16 protein-coding genes are annotated in these 17,599 nt (G+C 32.5%); 8 read left to right on the plus strand and 8 right to left on the minus strand.

The window, feature by feature from the left end; all coding sequences use genetic code 11:
• Window positions 1–973 (minus strand): magnesium and cobalt transport protein CorA (locus ACIQZC_RS03495; protein ID WP_396137852.1); only part of this gene is annotated, 973 nt, incomplete at its 3' end.
• 70 nt (window positions 974–1,043) lie between these two features.
• Between ACIQZC_RS03495 and hutI the strand changes: the two genes are divergently transcribed.
• Both hutI and crcB read left to right on the plus strand, forming a co-directional pair.
• The gene (gene hutI, locus ACIQZC_RS03500; protein ID WP_396137853.1) at window positions 1,044–2,279 is read left to right on the plus strand and encodes an imidazolonepropionase; all 1,236 of its coding nucleotides are present in this window, start codon (window positions 1,044–1,046) and stop codon (window positions 2,277–2,279) included.
• A gap of 2 nt (window positions 2,280–2,281) precedes the next feature.
• A complete protein-coding gene (gene crcB, locus ACIQZC_RS03505) occupies window positions 2,282–2,659 on the plus strand; it encodes a fluoride efflux transporter CrcB (protein ID WP_396137854.1) in 378 nt (125 codons plus the stop codon).
• Window positions 2,660–2,717: 58 nt separating this feature from the next.
• Here the strand turns inward: crcB and ACIQZC_RS03510 are convergent, their stop codons facing one another.
• Complete coding sequence (locus ACIQZC_RS03510; RefSeq protein WP_396137855.1) at window positions 2,718–3,596, minus strand: hypothetical protein; 879 nt, start codon at window positions 3,594–3,596, stop codon at window positions 2,718–2,720.
• Window positions 3,597–3,714: 118 nt separating this feature from the next.
• On the opposite strand from ACIQZC_RS03510, the gene ACIQZC_RS03515 reads away from it, so the two are divergent.
• Both ACIQZC_RS03515 and ACIQZC_RS03520 read left to right on the plus strand, forming a co-directional pair.
• Window positions 3,715–4,746, plus strand: coding sequence for a formimidoylglutamase (locus ACIQZC_RS03515; RefSeq protein ID WP_396137856.1), 1,032 nt, complete (start codon window positions 3,715–3,717; stop codon window positions 4,744–4,746).
• Between the two features lie 79 nt (window positions 4,747–4,825).
• Window positions 4,826–6,085 (plus strand): DEAD/DEAH box helicase, encoded by a 1,260-nt coding sequence (locus tag ACIQZC_RS03520; RefSeq protein WP_396137857.1) that lies wholly within the window; start codon window positions 4,826–4,828, stop codon window positions 6,083–6,085.
• 19 nt (window positions 6,086–6,104) lie between these two features.
• Here the strand turns inward: ACIQZC_RS03520 and ettA are convergent, their stop codons facing one another.
• From ettA to holA, 3 genes are all read right to left on the minus strand, one after another.
• Window positions 6,105–7,796, minus strand: coding sequence for an energy-dependent translational throttle protein EttA (gene ettA, locus ACIQZC_RS03525; RefSeq protein WP_396137858.1), 1,692 nt, complete (start codon window positions 7,794–7,796; stop codon window positions 6,105–6,107).
• A 49-nt stretch (window positions 7,797–7,845) separates the two neighbouring features.
• The gene (locus tag ACIQZC_RS03530) at window positions 7,846–8,028 is read right to left on the minus strand and encodes a CAL67264 family membrane protein (RefSeq protein ID WP_396137859.1); all 183 of its coding nucleotides are present in this window, start codon (window positions 8,026–8,028) and stop codon (window positions 7,846–7,848) included.
• A gap of 79 nt (window positions 8,029–8,107) precedes the next feature.
• The gene (gene holA / locus ACIQZC_RS03535) at window positions 8,108–9,112 is read right to left on the minus strand and encodes a DNA polymerase III subunit delta (RefSeq protein ID WP_396137860.1); all 1,005 of its coding nucleotides are present in this window, start codon (window positions 9,110–9,112) and stop codon (window positions 8,108–8,110) included.
• A 61-nt stretch (window positions 9,113–9,173) separates the two neighbouring features.
• On the opposite strand from holA, the gene ACIQZC_RS03540 reads away from it, so the two are divergent.
• The 3 genes from ACIQZC_RS03540 to ACIQZC_RS03550 all read left to right on the plus strand — a co-directional run bounded on the left by ACIQZC_RS03540 (window position 9,174) and on the right by ACIQZC_RS03550 (window position 11,592).
• Window positions 9,174–9,617 carry a type I restriction enzyme HsdR N-terminal domain-containing protein gene (locus ACIQZC_RS03540; RefSeq protein ID WP_396137861.1) on the plus strand — a complete coding sequence of 148 codons (444 nt, stop codon included), beginning with the start codon at window positions 9,174–9,176 and terminating at the stop codon, window positions 9,615–9,617.
• A gap of 74 nt (window positions 9,618–9,691) precedes the next feature.
• Window positions 9,692–10,687, plus strand: coding sequence for a glycosyltransferase family 2 protein (locus tag ACIQZC_RS03545; protein WP_396137862.1), 996 nt, complete (start codon window positions 9,692–9,694; stop codon window positions 10,685–10,687).
• A gap of 68 nt (window positions 10,688–10,755) precedes the next feature.
• Entirely contained in the window at window positions 10,756–11,592 is an 837-nt protein-coding gene (locus ACIQZC_RS03550) for a flagellar motor protein MotB (protein ID WP_396137863.1), read from the plus strand.
• 48 nt (window positions 11,593–11,640) lie between these two features.
• On the opposite strand, the gene ACIQZC_RS03555 is transcribed toward ACIQZC_RS03550, so the two are convergent.
• Both ACIQZC_RS03555 and ACIQZC_RS03560 read right to left on the minus strand, forming a co-directional pair.
• The gene (locus tag ACIQZC_RS03555) at window positions 11,641–12,261 is read right to left on the minus strand and encodes an L-threonylcarbamoyladenylate synthase (RefSeq protein WP_396137864.1); all 621 of its coding nucleotides are present in this window, start codon (window positions 12,259–12,261) and stop codon (window positions 11,641–11,643) included.
• A gap of 25 nt (window positions 12,262–12,286) precedes the next feature.
• Window positions 12,287–14,617 (minus strand): ATP-dependent helicase, encoded by a 2,331-nt coding sequence (locus ACIQZC_RS03560; RefSeq protein ID WP_396137867.1) that lies wholly within the window; start codon window positions 14,615–14,617, stop codon window positions 12,287–12,289.
• A 171-nt stretch (window positions 14,618–14,788) separates the two neighbouring features.
• Here ACIQZC_RS03560 and ACIQZC_RS03565 point away from each other — a divergent pair, with 171 nt between their 5' ends.
• Window positions 14,789–15,313, plus strand: a complete 525-nt coding sequence (locus tag ACIQZC_RS03565) for a hypothetical protein (protein ID WP_396137865.1) — start codon at window positions 14,789–14,791, stop codon at window positions 15,311–15,313.
• A 19-nt stretch (window positions 15,314–15,332) separates the two neighbouring features.
• Here the strand turns inward: ACIQZC_RS03565 and ACIQZC_RS03570 are convergent, their stop codons facing one another.
• Window positions 15,333–17,423, minus strand: a complete 2,091-nt coding sequence (locus ACIQZC_RS03570; RefSeq protein WP_396137866.1) for a M1 family metallopeptidase — start codon at window positions 17,421–17,423, stop codon at window positions 15,333–15,335.
• Between the last annotated feature and the right edge of the window lie 176 nt (window positions 17,424–17,599).

Raw genomic sequence — 17,599 nt, forward strand, 5'->3', positions numbered from 1 at the left:
CTGGAAAATATTTAAAATTCATTCCATAAACACCTACAATAAATGTTAGCGGTAAAAAAAACATCGAAACAACAGTCAACGTTTTCATTACTTCATTCATTTTATGATTTTGTGCCGAAAAAAAGTAATTTGATGCACTATCAAGGGTACTCAAATCGGATTCAATTTGTTCTAATAACTCTAAACACTTTTGATGCAGTCTAGAGAAAAAAGAATAATTTTCTTGTTCTATCGAATTAAATACATTGTCATCTTTAATAGTTTTAATGGAATACAATGAGTCACGAAGCGGAATAATGGATCGCTTCAAAAAGTTTAAATTATCGCGATGTTTTTCTATATGCTCTAATGTTTCTGGTTTTGTATTTATTTTAATTAAATTAATTAGGTTATCTATTTTATCTTCCTCACTTTCAAGGGTAATATAGAAATTTTCAATTATGGCATCGAGTAACAAATACAGTAAAAAATCAGCTTTTTTAGATCTTACGATACCCGAATTGGCACGAATTCGTTCCCTAATATGCAAAAAGAAATCACTTCTTTTTTCTTGAAATGAAAGTAAAACATGGTCTTTTAAAATGAAACTAATTTGCTCAATACTTATATTATCAGAAGATTTCATGGGTAACAGTGATTTTACATTGAAAAATAAAACATCACTATACTCCTCTAATTTTGTTCGTTTAGTAGTATTTAAAATATCACCAATTATAAAATTATCAGCTCCAAATTTTGTTCCTATAGATTGAATAATATCCGTATCATTCAAACCGTGTACATTTAACCAATTGACTTTATTAAAATCTAAATGGTCATTTATTTCTTTATCCGTAATTTGATGAAACTCAGTAATATCATCAACATTATAAACAAACAATTGTAATTCAGTAACAGTATCACTATGTATCCCTGTATATTCTAATACCGCAGGTTGTACTTTTCGTCCTTTTTTGTATTTAATTTTTCTCAAAACAAATAAATTTTGACATAAAGATAGGAGTTTTTAAAAATGAGAAGTATTTTTACTCAAATTTATTTTAATGAAAACATTATTCATCAATATAAAAGAACTTTTACAAGTTAGAGAACAGTTTATTGATAAAGTAGCTGGTGCTGATATGTCGGTTTTACCAAAAATCGAAAATGCATATCTTTTAATAGAAAACAATATCATTAGCGATTTTGGTCCTATGGAAAATTGTCCAACGCTACCAGAAGCAGATCGCATTGATGCAACAGGACGCATTGTTCTACCAACCTGGGTAGACAGTCACACCCACATTGTTTATGCTGGCAATAGAATTCAGGAATTTGTAGATCGAATCAACGGACTTTCATATGAAGAAATTGCCAATCGTGGCGGCGGAATTTTAAATTCAGCTAAAAAGCTAAACGAAACTTCAGAAGACGAAATTTACGAACAATCAAAACTTCGGTTAGAAGAAATCATGCAACAAGGAACGGGTGCTGTTGAAATAAAATCGGGATATGGATTATCGGTAGATGGTGAAATCAAAATGCTTCGCGTAATTAAACGTTTAAAAGAAAATTATCCAATTGCCATTAAAGCAACTTTTTTAGGTGCCCATGCTTTTCCAATTGAGTATAAAGAAAATCATGATGGTTATATCGATTTAATTATCAATGAAATGTTACCAAAAATTGCTAATGAAAATTTAGCCGATTACATCGATGCTTTCTTAGAAACAGGTTATTTTTCGGTAGCAGAAACCATAAAAATAATGGAAGCCGGAAAAAAATATGGCTTGTCTGCAAAGATTCATGTCAACCAATTTACTGCTATTAATGGTATTAAAGCCTGTGTAGAAAATGGCGCTCTATCGGTAGATCATCTGGAACTTGTAACCGATGAGGATTTAAGGGCTTTACACAACAGTAAAACTATGCCGGTTGCACTTCCAAGTTGTTCCTATTTTATAATTATTCCATATACTCCAGCACGAAAAATAATTGATGCAGGATTACCATTAGCCCTAGCATCAGATTATAACCCAGGCACAACACCTTCCGGAAATATGAATTTTGTGGTGGCTACAGCTTGCATTAAAATGAAAATGACGCCAGAGGAAGCAATCAATGCAGCTACAATAAATGGAGCTTATGCAATGGGAATTTCTGCAACTCATGGCAGTATAACTAAAGGGAAAAGAGCAAATATAATTCTCACAAAACCAATCAATAGTTTTTATGAATTACCCTATGCTTTTGGAACAAATCTAATTGAACGAGTAATGATTGAAGGACAATTTATTTAATTATGATAAAAACAATTATCCTTGTAGGATTAGGCGGCGCAATTGGCAGCATATTACGCTATTTATCGGGTTGGTTCGCTTCAAAATATTTTCAAGGCTCCTTCCCTATTAGCACTTTAGTAATTAATATTTTAGGGAGTTTACTTATTGGTGTTTTTATTGGTGTGTTAGCTAAATTTTATCCCGAAAATCATCCATTAAAATTTCTTTTAATAATTGGTTTTTGTGGAGGTTTTACTACTTTTTCAAGCTTTGCAGTTGAAAACTATAATTTGTTTCAAAACCAGCAACAATTTTCTGCCTATATTTATATTATTACTTCGGTAATTCTAACAATCTCTGCGGTAGGAATTGGAAACTATTTGACCAAATTTTTATAAAAAAAATCCTGAAGTAAATTACCTCAGGATTTTTAATTTTTATAATATAAGAATTGTATTAACGTAATGTAAAACTTGTTTTTGAAACTAATTCCGAATTTTTATCAAAAACATTTACAAAATAAGTTCCAGCTGCAAAATCTTTTCCTGTTACTTCTTCATCAACTTGAACTGTTTTATTTTCATATTTTACCGTTGAAATAAAGCTATAAGTCAACGTTTTATCTCCAGCAGGAATTGTTTTCTTTTCACCCAAGATATTGTTTTTACTGTCTATAATTTGAACATAATATTCTCTGCTACCTGTTTTTGCAATTTGATTTTCTGCAATTAAAAAACTTACTTTCAATTTATCAGCACGGCCTGCTTTGTCTGTTTCAATTTGTTTTCCCGAACTTTTTTGTTTTACAGCAAATACTTTCAAATTTAAAACGGCAAGCTTAGAACCTTTATCAACAGTTTTTGTCAATCCTTCATTTTGAACTAACAAGGTATCGTTAAATTTCTTAGCATCATCTAAAACTACTTTGGTGCTATCTAAACTAGAAGTCAAAGTAACATTCTGTTCTTTTAAAAGTTTATTTTCAGCTACTAAATTATCCATTTCGCCTTTTAATTTTAAATAAGCTCCTTTATATTTAGCCATCGCAGCTGCATCTCCTCTTGATTTTTCAACTTGTTCTAAAAGCGCCACCATTTTAGCTTGTTCTGCCTGAATTTCATCTTTAAGTGCTGTGTTATCAGCAATCATAAGATCATATTCTGCAATTTTAGCTTTTAATTCTTCTGCTAATGTATCTTTTTCAGAAGTCAATTCCGTTACCTCTTTTTTGGAATCTGAAGTAATTTTATAAATGTAGCCGATACTTGCTAATAGTAATAATGCTAAAACAACTACCGCTGCTTTTAAGCCTGAATTATTTGAATTACTTTCCATAATTTATGTAGGTTAAAAATTAGATGTTCAAATTTACAATTAAAAAAAGAAAATAATAAAAATATAACGATTTTTATTTTAAAATAGTACATTTGGATTGCCAATTTTTAACATTTTTATGGAAAACATATCGATACTTACTCCTTTTGAGTTAGCTAAAATTACAAATCACAGAAGTGGTGAAATTAAATTTGGTGAAAAAATACATACCCTTCCAAAAGACACCAAGGATTATGAATATATAGCAACATGCGAAGCTAGATTTGTATTAATTGGTCTCCCAGAAGATATTGGTGTTAAAGCAAATTTAGGGAGAACAGGAGCTGCTTCTGCTTATCAAAGTGCTTTGAATAACTTAGTCAATATTCAGCATAATAAATATTGTAAAGGAAGTGATTTATTAGTTCTAGGACATTTGAATTTTGATCAAGAACAAGCTATCGCACAATCTTTAGATCCTAAAAATAAGGAAGACCGCAAACAACTTTTTGAACTAGTTGAAAAAATAGACAAAGAAGTATCACACGTTATTCATCAAATCTGTAAAGCAGGAAAATTTCCAATTATAATAGGCGGCGGTCATAACAACGCTTACGGTAACATTAAAGGACTTGCCTTAGCTAAAGGTAAATCTGTTAATGCAATAAACTTTGACGCCCATACCGATTTTAGAATATTAGAAGGAAGACATTCTGGAAATGGATTTAGCTATGCTTTTGAAGATGGCTTTTTGAAAAAGTATTTTGTATTTGGATTGCATGAAAATTTTGTTTCTAAAAGTGTTTTCAATACATTGAAAGAACTAACAACCAGAGTTAAATTTGTTACTTACGAAGAACTGGAAGTCAAAAGAGAAAAAATATTTGAAACAGAACTTGAAGAAGCGCTTGAATTCATAAAGAATGAACCTTTTGGCGTTGAATTAGATTTAGATGCGATACCTGGTATTCCTAGTAGTGCTATGACTTTAAGCGGATTAAGTGTAGACAAAGCACGTCATTACATTTACTTTATGGGCAAACATGCCAATGCTTCTTATTTGCATATTTGTGAAGGCGCTCCAGAATTAGATGATTCAAAAAACAATCATTTAACCGGTAAACTAATTGCCGCACTGATTACCGATTTCATGAAAGCAAAAGCGTTATAACGTTTCAAAAATCAAGTTAAATAAAATAACACTACCTTTGTATACTATTGCTACGATGCATTAGTACTAATTATTTTATATGACATTTAACGATTTAAAACTATACAACAATATTCAACAAGCTTTGGAAGAGGAAGGGTATTCCAATCCAACGCCTATTCAAGAACAAGCAATCCCGGAAATTTTATTGGGACAAGACTTAGTGGCTTGTGCACAAACTGGTACGGGTAAAACCGGAGCGTTTGCTATTCCTATATTAAACTTAATTCATCGAATTGTAGGTTCGGCGAAGAAAGCAAAACACATTAGAACCCTAGTAGTAACGCCTACCCGTGAATTAGCAATTCAAATAGACGAAAGCTTCAAAACCTACGGGAAATATACAAATGTAAAATCGTTAGTTATTTTTGGTGGAGTGAATCAAGTTCCTCAAGTTAACGAACTTAAAATGGGTATTGATGTTTTAATTGCGACACCTGGAAGACTTTTAGACTTACATAAACAAGGTTATATTGATTTAGACCACCTACATCATTTAGTGTTAGATGAAGCAGATCAAATGCTAGACATGGGGTTTATTAACGATGTGAAGAAAATCATCAAATTAACGCCTGATAACAGACAAACCTTATTGTTTTCGGCAACCATGCCCTTAGCAATTAGAGAACTAGCTGATACTTTTTTAACCAAACCAAAATACATCTCAGTAACTCCTGTTTCAAGTACAGCTGAAAACGTAACTCAAAAAGTGTATTTCGTTAATAAAGACGACAAAAGATTGCTTTTAAAACAATTGATCATCGAAGAAAGTTTGAGTAATGCTTTGGTATTTACAAGAACCAAACACGGTGCTGATAATATTGTGAAAGTATTAAAGAAAGCAAGTATAAAAGCTGAAGCTATTCATGGAGATAAATCGCAAAATGCACGCCAACGTGTTTTAGAGCAATTCAAAAATAAGGAAATTGATATTTTAGTAGCCACCGATATTGCTGCTCGTGGAATCGATATTGAGCAACTTCCTTTTGTAATTAATTTTGATATTCCAAATATTTCAGAAACTTATGTTCACCGTATTGGTCGAACCGGTAGAGCTGGAAATTCGGGCTTAGCGATTTCTTTTTGTGGAAAGGACGAAAAACCGTTTTGGCAAGACATCGAAAAATTAATTCGAATGAAAGTTAAAGTGGTTACTGATCATCAGTATACATGGAAAGATGAAGAAGTAAATCCAGATGCTAAACCAGATTTAAGAAATAAAGACAAAAATAAAATCAATCCGAATTCAAATTCTAGAAAATCGGAAGCCTCTAAGAAAAACAAAAAACGCTGGTATTAACCAGCGTTTTTTTTATCTATTATCGAATCAATTTCTTGTATTTAATTCGAGTTGGCATAACATCTTTACCTAATCGTTTGCGTTTGTTTTCTTCGTATTCCGAGAAACTTCCTTCAAAACAATACACTTGAGATTCGCCTTCAAAAGCTAAAATATGAGTACAAACTCTATCTAAAAACCATCTGTCGTGAGAAATAATAACGGCACAACCTGCAAAGTTTTCTATACCTTCTTCTAAGGCACGAAGCGTGTTTACATCTAAATCATTTGTTGGCTCATCTAAAAGCAATACGTTTCCTTCTTCTTTTAACGTCATGGCTAAATGCAGACGATTTCGTTCTCCACCAGACAATGTAGCCACTTTTTTGTTTTGATCACTTCCACCAAAATTAAAACGAGATAAATATGCTCTTGAATTCACTTGACGTCCACCCATCATAATTAATTCTTGTCCGTCACAAAAGTTTTCCCAAAGTGTTTTATTCACATCAATATTGGAGTGCGATTGATCCACATAAGCAATTTTTACCGTTTCTCCGATAGCAAAAGTTCCAGCATCTGCCTTTTGTTCGCCCATAATCATTTTGAAAATGGTAGATTTCCCAGCACCATTCGGACCGATAATTCCAACAATTCCCGCTTGTGGCAATACAAAATTTAAATCGTCGTATAATAATTTATCACCAAATGCTTTCGCAACATTTTTAGCTTCAATTACATTAGTTCCTAAACGAGGTCCATTAGGAATATAAATTTCTAATTTCTCGTCTAATTCTTTTTGATCTTCGTTTAATAATTTATCGTAGTTCTGTAAACGTGCTTTCTGCTTGGTCTGACGACCTTTTGCTCCTTGACGTACCCAATCTAATTCACGCTCTAAATTTTTTCTTCTTTTAGAAACCACTTTTTCTTCTAATGCCATTCTGTTAGATTTTTGCTCTAACCAAGACGAGTAATTTCCTTTCCACGGAATACCTTCTCCTCTATCAAGTTCTAAAATCCAACCAGCAACATTATCTAGGAAATATCTGTCGTGCGTAACGGCAATTACCGTTCCTGAATATTGTGCTAAATGTTGTTCTAACCAAAGTACCGATTCGGCATCCAAGTGGTTGGTTGGCTCATCTAATAATAATACATCAGGTTGTTGTAAAAGTAAACGACATAAAGCCACACGACGTTTTTCTCCACCAGACAATATATTTATTGGTGTTTCAGGATCTGGAGTACGAAGCGCATCCATTGCAATTTCTAATTTAGTATCAATTTCCCAAGCCCCACAAGCATCTATTTTATCTTGTAATTCTGCTTGACGATCCATAAGCTTTTCCATTTTTTCAGGATTCTCATAGACTTCAGGCAAACCAAAATCGTCATTAATTTTATTAAATTCTGCTAATAATTCAAACGTTTCAGCAGCACCTTCACGAACGATATCAATAACCGTTTTTGTTTCGTCTAAAAGTGGCTCTTGCTCTAAATATCCAACAGTATAACCGGGTTGAAAAACTACATCGCCTTGATAATTTTTATCAACTCCTGCAATAATTCGTAACAAGGAGGATTTACCAGAACCATTAAGTCCCAAAATACCAATTTTAGCTCCGTAAAAGAAACTCAAATAAATATTTTTTAATACTGGTTTATCTGCACCTGGGTAACTTTTACTCAATTTTTGCATTGAGAAGATTACTTTCTTATCGTCTGACATAAAATATATGTTTGATTTATGATTATTAAAACTTTGTACTTTTTACTTTTTAAACCCTTCCTTTCAGAGCATTAAATACCCAAGCTATTGCGAAGAAACCAACACCCACGGCTGAGAATCCCCAACCTGCTACATCGGCATATCTGTATATTCCTAGGCAAATTAAGATGATGCCCATTAAAATCATAATGAAAGTTGCCCAAGCTAAAACTGTATTTTTATTCATTCCCATAATTCATTTTATTTACTAAAGATTCGAAAAAATTAGGTTTGCGAAGTTACGAATTTTAAATTTTTTATACTCCAGAAAATTAATTAAAAATTGTAATTAATAATTCTTTTAATAAATCATGTTGAGAAGTAGAAGCTGCTCCAACGCCTTTACTCTTAACATCTATGGTTCGAAGTGCTGAGACAATTGTGCTCACTTTTTTCATAGGATAATTTCTAAAAGCAACTTCATAATCTTTAACAAAATAAGGATTTACCTTCAATACTTTAGCCGCATTCATTTGGGATTTATCCTTTAATCCTTGATATTGCAACAATTGGGAAAAGAAACCGAAAACTAAACCTGTTGTTACAACCAGGGGATTATCTTTTGGATTTTGAGCAAAATAATGAATTATCTGATACGCTTTCACTTGATTTTTCTCACCGATAGCTTTTCGCAACTCAAAATTATTAAAGTCTTTACTAAAACCAATATTTTCTTCGATATCGTTAGGAGTGAACGTGTGACCTTTTGGTAAAATAATTTTAAGTTTTTCTAGTTCATTATTGATTTTTGATAAATCGGTACCTAAAAATTCGACCAACATGGCTACTGCTTTAGGCTCAATTGAATAACCTTGTCCAGACAAAACACGCTTGATCCAATCACCTACTTGATTTTCATAAAGCTTTTTGCTTTCATAAACCACTCCTACTTTATCTAATAATTTAGTAATCTTTTTACGCTTATCTAAGGTTTTGTATTTATAAGCAAAAACAAGGACTGTTGTAGGTTGTGGATTATCAGCATAAGCTTCTAATTTATCAATGGTTCTTGATAATTCTTGAGCTTCTCTAACTACAACAACTTGTCGATCGGCCATCATTGGAAACCGTTTTGCAGTACCTATAACTTCTTCAATGGTAACATCTCGACCGTATAATATGGATTGATTAAAATCGCGCTCGTGTTCTTGAAGTATATTTTGTTCAATAAACTCGGTCAATTTATCAATATAATAAGGTTCTTCTCCCATTAAAAAATAAATGGGTTTGATTAAACCTGCTTTAATATCTTTCGTAATTTGAATTACTTCTTCCATATTATAGTATTCAGTGGTCAGTAGCAGTTGGCAGTTAGTATAAAATAACTATTTTTGTCTCATGAAAAAGTTGAACTTTCCAGTTTATTCCTTTCGGTTCAAAAATAGTGAAAATAAAACAGCTATCTTTGATGAAATCAGAAAAAAATTTATTCTGCTTACACCAGAAGAATGGGTTCGTCAGCATACGGTTCAGTTTTTATTACAAGATAAAAAATTTCCAAAATCATATATTAATGTTGAAAAATTAATTAAAATTAATGATTTAAGTAAACGATATGATGTAGTTGTATTTCATCCTAATGGAGATATTTTTTTACTCATTGAATGCAAAGCACCAGAAGTTCCGATTTCCCAAAACACATTTGATCAAATTGCACGTTATAATTTAGTTTTGAAAGCAAAATATTTAATGGTAACCAATGGACTAAATCATTATTTTTGCCAAATGGATTTTGAGAATGAAAAGTACATTTTCCTGAAAGAACTTCCAAAATATAAATGATGGGTGCTGGAAGATGGATGATGGAAGACTTTTTTTGAAATCAAAACAACTTGAAACCTGAAACAAAAAAACACTTGAAAAAAATAGCAGTAGTCATATTAAATTGGAACGGAGCAAAATTGTTAGAACAGTTTTTGCCTTCGGTACTTGCTTTTTCCGATGAAGCAACTATTTATGTGGCTGATAATGCTTCAACTGACGATTCAATTGAAGTAATTAAAAGTCAATTTCCTTCTGTAAAAATTATTCAAAATACTGGAAACTTTGGTTATGCAAAAGGATATAATGATGCGTTACAAGAGGTAGAAGAAGAATTTTATGCACTAGTAAATTCAGATATTGAAGTAACTGAAAATTGGCTTACTTCTGTTTTAAATCTATTCGAAAGCCAACCCAAAACTGCTATCATTCAACCTAAATTATTGGATTATAAAAAGAAAACGCATTTTGAATATGCCGGAGCGGCTGGCGGTTTTATTGATAAATTTGGTTATCCGTTTTGTAGAGGTCGAATATTTGAAACGCTTGAAGAAGACCAAAATCAGTATGATGATGAACTTGAAATATTTTGGGCGACAGGAGCCTGTTTTTTCATTCGGAAAGATGTATTTCGTGAATTAAATGGTTTTGATGCCGATTTTTTTGCACATCAAGAAGAAATAGATTTGTGTTGGAGAGCATTTAACCTCGGATACCAAACAAAATATACTTCAAAATCGGTAGTTTATCATGTTGGAGGCGCTACGCTAAACGAGGGCAACCCAATGAAAACCTACTTGAATTTTAGAAACTCATTATTAATGCTAACTAAGAATCTTCCGAAAAACCAACTACTACCGATACTTTTTATTCGATTATTCTTAGACGGATTAGCAGGTATTCAATATATTTTTAAAGGAAAATTCATGCATTGTTTGGCAATTTTACATGCTCATTTTGCTTTTTATAAGTGCTTTAGACAATTTTATTACAAACGAATGGCAATTCAAAAACCAAATTATTATAAAATAACAAGCATTATTGTATCCTATTTTTTTAAAAATGGCAAGGTGTTTGCTAAATTGTTTTAACAATAGTTTATGCTTAAAATTTTTATTTACTTAAACTTCTTTATAACTTTGTAAAAATAATCAATCTCATGAAAAAAGTATTGTTAATCATCACTTTAGTTTCTATCTCTTTAACCTCGTGCGTTTCTAAAAAGAAATTTGCGTTATTAGAAACTAAAAACAAAGAAATTCAAGAATTGTTAAACACCGCTACTATCAAGTTAAATGTATGTTTATCTGAAAAAGAAGCGTTAACAGGTCAAGTGAATTACTTAAAACAAAACAACACCGAATTAATCAGTAGTTCAAAAGAATTAACAGTTTTAACTGCAAAAAATTCGCAAAACTTAGAAAAATCTCTTGAAAGTTTAAAAGAAAAAGATTTAAAAATCTATCGCTTACAAGATGCGTTAACTAAAAAAGACAGTGTAACATTAGCTTTAGTTACCAGTTTAAAACGCGAAGTGGGAATCGACGATCCAGACATCAACATCAATGTTGAAAAAGGAGTGGTAATGATTTCTATTGCGGATAATTTATTATTCAAATCGGGAAGTTATGAAGTGAGCGACAGAGCTAAAGAAGTATTAGCTAAAGTAGCAAAAGTTGTCAACAGCAAGCCAGATTTTGAATGTATGGTAGAAAGTCACACAGATAATCTTCCTTTTAAAAATGCAGTATTGTTAGACAACTGGGATTTATCGGTAAAACGTGCAACTTCTATTGTAAGAGTACTTCAAATAGATTTAGGTGTTAATCCAAAACAATTAATTCCTGCTGGTAGAAGTTCTTACATTCCTCTTGTGGCAAATGATACACCTGCAAACAGAGCTAAAAACAGAAGAACACGCATTATCATCATGCCAAAAATTGACCAATTTTATGACATGATAGAAAAAGAAATGAAAAATTTCGAAAAGAAATAACATTTAGAAATATAAAAAAACGCTTTCAATTGAAAGCGTTTTTTTTATTTATAATATATCTAAACTTCCCTTGCCTTCTCGAATTACTTCTGGTTCATGTCCTGTTAAATCAATAATCGTAGAGGCCACATTATCTCCATAACCGCCATCAATAACTACATCTACTTTATTGTTCCATTTCTCAAAAATCAATTCAGGATCAGTAGAATATTCAATAACATCATCTTCATCATGTATAGAAGTAGATACTATTGGATTTCCTAGTAGTTCAACGATTTGCAAGGCAATATTATTAGCAGGAACACGAATACCTACTGTTTGCTTCTTTCTAAATTCTTTAGGTAAATCATTATTTCCTGGCAAAATGAATGTATAAGGTCCTGGTAAGGCACGTTTTAATATTTTAAAAGTAGCAGTGTCAATTTGCTTTACATAATCGGAAAGATGACTCAAACCAGAACACACAAAAGAAAAATTGGCTTTTTCTAACTTTACACCTTTAATTTTAGCTAATTTTTCCAACGCACGAGAATTGGTAATATCACAGCCTAATCCATAAACGGTATCGGTAGGATAAATAACTAAACCACCATTTCTCAAAACATCAACTACCTTTTTAATAGCCGCTTCGCTGGGTTTATCTTCGTATATTTTTATGAATTCTGCCATATTTGTTTGCTTTATGCTTAAAGCGTTACCCTATCACTTCCAACTTTGCAAAACGCAACAACAACTTCTTCAAGCCACCCACATCGAAACGAATTTCCGCTTTTTTATCGGCGCCAATGCCTTCCATACTTAAAATTTGTCCTTTTCCAAAACGCTCATGCAGCACGATATTTCCAACCGCTAAATTTGTATCAATTGTATTTGAGTTTCCTGAATTATTCGAAACGGGTTTTAATCGTCTAATATTCGGAATATTGATTCCCCCTTCAGGGGTTAGCGGACTCTTTGGTGGTGTTCCAGCAGTAGGTTTTGCTAATCGTAATTTAGTTTTATCAATATCCCCAAAAACATCAATATTCATAACGGGTTTATAACGATAACCTGAATCTACAGGATTCAAATATTCTAAATATTCATCGTTGATTTCTTCAATAAAACGCGAAGGTTCGCTATCGACTAATTTCCCCCATCTATAACGCGATTGCGCATAGGTCAAATAGGCTTGATGTTCTGCACGAGTTAAAGCTACGTAGAATAAACGACGTTCCTCTTCTAATTCGCTTCGGGTATTCAAACTCATCGCACTAGGAAATAAATCTTCTTCTAATCCTACAATAAACACATGCGGAAATTCTAGTCCTTTCGCTAAGTGAATGGTCATCAATGCCACTCGATCGTCATCGCCTGTATCTTTGTCCAAGTCGGTTGCCAAAGCTACATCTTCTAAAAACTCGTCTAAAGCACCTCTGGCACCATCGATTTCTTTTTGTCCTTCGGTGAAATCTTTAATACCGTTAAGTAACTCTTCTATGTTTTCAATTTTAGCAATGCCTTCAGGCGTGCCGTCTTTTTTCAATTCTTGAACCAATCCGGTTTTCTTAGTAACATGATCGGTTAAGAAAAACGCATCCTGATTTTCATTAATGATTTGAAAACTTTTAATCATCGTAACAAAATCAGAGATTTTATTTTTCGTACCCGAGTTCAGCTTCAAATCAATTTTATCAATGTGTTCCATTACTTCAAAAATAGAACGCTTGTAATGATTGGCTGCAACTGTTAATTTTTCAACGGTAGTGTCACCTATTCCACGAGCAGGATAATTAATCACACGCACTAACGCTTCTTCGTCTTTCGGATTAATTACCAAACGTAAGTAGGCCAAAACATCTTTAATTTCCTTTCGTTGATAAAACGACAAACCACCATAAATTCGGTACGGTATATCGCGTTTACGCAAGGCATCTTCCATGGCACGAGATTGCGCATTGGTACGATACAAAATAGCAAATTGGCCATTAAGCATTTGATTTTGCATCTTTTGCTCAAAAATAGTAGCGGCTACAAAACGACCTTCTTCACCATCAGTTAAACTTCGGTGGACTTTAATTTTTGGCCCATCAGCATTCGAAGTCCAAACAATTTTATCCAACTTAGTTTTATTCTTATCAATAACGTTATTGGCTGCTTCTACAATATTTTTTGACGAACGATAATTTTGCTCCAAACGATACAATTTCACATTTTCGTAATCCTTTTGAAAATTTAAAATATTGTTGATGTTAGCACCACGAAAGGCATAAATACTCTGCGCATCGTCACCTACCACACAAATGTTTTGAAATCTGTCCGATAATGCACGAACAATCAAATATTGTGAATGGTTGGTATCTTGGTACTCATCAACTAATATATAGCGAAAACGGTCTTGGTATTTCGCTAAAACATCAGGATACAAATTTAATAATTCGTTGGTTTTCAATAATAAATCATCAAAATCCATGGCGCCCGATTTAAAACAACGCTCCACATAATTCTGATAAATTTCGCCCATACGCGGTTTTTTACTCATCGCATCGGCTTCTTGCAATTCGGGATTATTGAAATAAGCTTTAACCGTAATCAACGAATTTTTATAAGAAGAAATCCGACCTAAAATTTGTTTGGGTTTGTATATGTCTTTGTCGAGTTGCATCTCTTTGATGATAGCGCCTAGTAATCGCACAGAATCTTGAGTGTCATAAATCGTAAAGTTTGAAGGGTACCCTAATTTGTCGGCTTCACTTCGTAAAATTTTTGCAAAAACCGAGTGAAAAGTTCCCATCCAAAGGTTCTTAGCTTCGTTTGTTCCCACAATATCAGCAATACGTTTTTTCATTTCACGCGCCGCTTTGTTGGTAAAGGTTAAGGCCAAAATATTAAAAGCATCGACACCCAGACTCATTAAATTAGCAATACGAACGGTTAACACACGTGTTTTACCAGAACCCGCTCCCGCAATAACAATCATGGGGCCTTCTTTTTGTAAAACAGGTGCTTGTTGCGCTTCGTTTAATTGGCTAATATACCGTTGCATTTCTTTCATAGTCAATAAGTGCTTTAATCTAATTTACAAAAATACATTATGAAAGGGGTTAATACAAAAGAAGTTATTAACCATTAGAACAAGAATACAAACAACGCGAGTTCAAATTTGATAATTAAATTTTTTAATCTTAATTTGCACTGAAATTAAACCAACTCTAAAATGACGATCGAAGATAAATTACTAGAAATAGCAGCTTATACCCTACCCGCTTTAATTACCGGCGGAGTGGCTTTTGTAATGATGCAAAAATTCTATAACAGTGAAGAAAGCAAACGCAAGTTTGAATTGCTAAGAGAAAATCAAAAACAAGCGCTACCCATTCGGTTACAAGCCTATGAGCGAATGGTATTATTGTTAGAACGCATTAATCCAACTCATTTATTATTGCGTGTGGCGCCTACAGGAAAAAGCAAAGACGATTATGCTACTTTATTAACGCATCAGATTCAAACCGAATTTGAACATAATTTATCGCAACAAATTTACCTTACTGCTGAAACGTGGCATATTATCTTAAAAGCGAAAAACAGTACCATACAAATGATCAGAAAACAAGCACTTAGAGAAGAAGTGGCCGATGCGGATAAAATGAGAGAAGCCATCATGCTTGAATTAACCGAAGTTGAAGCTCCAAGTTCTATTGCAATCAGTTATTTGAAAGAAGAATTGAAAAGGGTTTTTTAGAAATTTGTGTTTTATTACTTTACTCTTTTAAAAACTTCATATACAAAGCAGCCGTTTTTTCATCAACAGTCCTAACAAAAATTTCTACTTGATTTCTAAAGTCTGGCTGTTTTAACAAGGTTCTTATTTTCTCTCTTGCAAATTTTGTAAACTGCCATTTGTGATGATTCGTTGCTAAAAATAAAGCTTCTATAACCTTCGGATTGACATAATTAACATCTAATAAGATTTCTAAAGCATTTTGACGAATAGAACTTTCGTAATCTGTTGATGCATATTTTAGTAATTCTTCTAGGAGTTGTTTTTGTTCATTTTCAGAATTTTGACCATTTACAAGTTTTAATTTCAACCAAGTTAATTTTAAACTTTTATCATTATTGCCCTCAATCCCTTTCATTTGTTCTAAATAGTATTCAACGTTTTCTGGAAAACTTTGGCACAAATTAATTAATGCAATTTCTTTGGTTTCATAAGAATCATCGTGCAACAATGTTTCATAGTGTATTTTAAAAGCTTCTGGTATCATAGGTAATGATGCTGCTACTGCTTTTCTTACGAAAAGATTATTGGTTGCTAAAGCGGTTTCCAAAATCACTTTACGTTCCTCAAAAGGCAAACTTTGGGTCTGGAAAACCACATATTGCTTAATCGGATAATAGGCATCAGATTGCATTATTGCTACTAATTCAAACAAAGACTTCTTACTTTTTCGGAGCGTTGAAAAATATTGAATAAAGTTATTTTTATTCAAGTACTTTTGAGCCAAAGCTCGATCAAATCCTGCCGTTTCTAACCAAACCTTTTTGAAATTCTCCACGTCATAACCTGAAACCTCTTTTACAATTTGCAAGAAATCATCCGTATTGACGTTTTTATATTGGTATTTTTTTAAATACTTTTTAACGGCTTTTTGAAAGTTTTTCGCTCCAATATCTTCTCGTAAAACATGCAATGCCCAAGCACCTTTTTTGTAAAACGATAATGAACTCGCTTTTTCATTCATTACAGGAATAGTATCAGTTTTAGCGGCTAACTGTAATTGTTCGGCATAATCGTTTAATGCTTCATAAAAATAATCATCGCCAAACAAATGACGTTCAGCTAATAGAGCATAATACGTTGCAAATCCTTCTTGTAACCAATGATGGGTTCCCGATTGTGCCGTTATGAAATTACCAAACCATTGATGGGCCAACTCATGTGCGTTGACATTGACATAATTCCGATCATTAAAACCTATGGAATCCACTACAAAATCTTGCGAGAAAATAGTCGAAGTCGTATTTTCCATACCCGCATATAAAAAATCGCGAACCGGAACCTGACGGTAAATGCCCCAAGGATACTTCACGCCTATTTCTTGTTCCAAATAATCAAAAAGTGCTGCTGAATAGCGAAACGTAGGTTCAAATTTAGACACATCATTTTTGTCTAAATAGAATTCTAAAGACGTTCCAGATTTGCTTTTGGCTTCTAGCTTTACAAAATTTCCAAACGCCAGCATTACTAAATAAGACGACATCGGTTTTTGCATTTGATAATTTCTGGTAATATCGTTTACGCCTCTACTCCAACTTATAGTGTTTTTCTCAAAATTCAATTTACCATTAGATAATGCAATAGGATCAAATTGAAATTTATCCATATTTACATAATATTTAATAGTTATCCTGAAAACTACTTTCTCATTCACATCATCAAAACTTGGCAACCAATGACTGGTGTATTTTCCTTGTCCCTGTGTCCAAATTTGTAAGTTTTCATCTTGACCTGTAAAATAAAGCGTTTGTTTTGGTTTTGCAAAATAGCTAAAAGTCACTTTATTTTTCCCTTTTTTAAAACCTTCAAACAGATCCAATGTTTTTCCAGAATTATTAAATTTCACCAATTCATTATTAATCATCACATTAGAAAACTCCATGTTTTTCGCATCGATTTTAATGGTATCTATAATTTTAGTAACTTTAAATTCGTAAGTTATAGTTCCTGAAATAGATTTGTCAGACGCATTAGGAAATAATAAAGCATCACATTTAATAAAATCAACTTTATCTATTTGTTGGGCAAATGATAGTTTAATAAAAAACAAAGCCAAAAGTATACGAAACATCTTCGAGGTTTTTAATATTGTACGAATATAAACATTTTCATTTTTTTGTGTTTCTAAATTAACAAATTATCTAGTATCTTCGCTTTTGGTTTTAGAACACAGATGACACAGATTTATCGGATTCACACAGATTTGCTATGTTAACTCTGAAAAGTGAAACGGTCTAAATATACAGT

It is taken from the genome of Flavobacterium sp. (assembly GCF_044338735.1).
Taxonomy (GTDB): Bacteria; Bacteroidota; Bacteroidia; order Flavobacteriales; family Flavobacteriaceae; genus Flavobacterium.

Excerpts from the sequence above, each read along its gene's own strand:
- hutI (WP_396137853.1), top strand. The coding sequence starts at position 1,044 with ATGAAAACATTATTCATCAATATAAAAGAACTTTTACAAGTTAGAGAA.
- crcB (WP_396137854.1), top strand. The coding sequence starts at position 2,282 with ATGATAAAAACAATTATCCTTGTAGGATTAGGCGGCGCAATTGGCAGC.
- ACIQZC_RS03510 (WP_396137855.1), bottom strand. The coding sequence starts at position 3,596 with ATGGAAAGTAATTCAAATAATTCAGGCTTAAAAGCAGCGGTAGTTGTT.
- ACIQZC_RS03515 (WP_396137856.1), top strand. The coding sequence starts at position 3,715 with ATGGAAAACATATCGATACTTACTCCTTTTGAGTTAGCTAAAATTACA.
- ACIQZC_RS03520 (WP_396137857.1), top strand. The coding sequence starts at position 4,826 with ATGACATTTAACGATTTAAAACTATACAACAATATTCAACAAGCTTTG.
- ettA (WP_396137858.1), bottom strand. The coding sequence starts at position 7,796 with ATGTCAGACGATAAGAAAGTAATCTTCTCAATGCAAAAATTGAGTAAA.
- ACIQZC_RS03530 (WP_396137859.1), bottom strand. The coding sequence starts at position 8,028 with ATGGGAATGAATAAAAATACAGTTTTAGCTTGGGCAACTTTCATTATG.
- holA (WP_396137860.1), bottom strand. The coding sequence starts at position 9,112 with ATGGAAGAAGTAATTCAAATTACGAAAGATATTAAAGCAGGTTTAATC.
- ACIQZC_RS03540 (WP_396137861.1), top strand. The coding sequence starts at position 9,174 with ATGAAAAAGTTGAACTTTCCAGTTTATTCCTTTCGGTTCAAAAATAGT.
- ACIQZC_RS03550 (WP_396137863.1), top strand. The coding sequence starts at position 10,756 with ATGAAAAAAGTATTGTTAATCATCACTTTAGTTTCTATCTCTTTAACC.
- ACIQZC_RS03555 (WP_396137864.1), bottom strand. The coding sequence starts at position 12,261 with ATGGCAGAATTCATAAAAATATACGAAGATAAACCCAGCGAAGCGGCT.
- ACIQZC_RS03560 (WP_396137867.1), bottom strand. The coding sequence starts at position 14,617 with ATGCAACGGTATATTAGCCAATTAAACGAAGCGCAACAAGCACCTGTT.
- ACIQZC_RS03565 (WP_396137865.1), top strand. The coding sequence starts at position 14,789 with ATGACGATCGAAGATAAATTACTAGAAATAGCAGCTTATACCCTACCC.
- ACIQZC_RS03570 (WP_396137866.1), bottom strand. The coding sequence starts at position 17,423 with ATGTTTCGTATACTTTTGGCTTTGTTTTTTATTAAACTATCATTTGCC.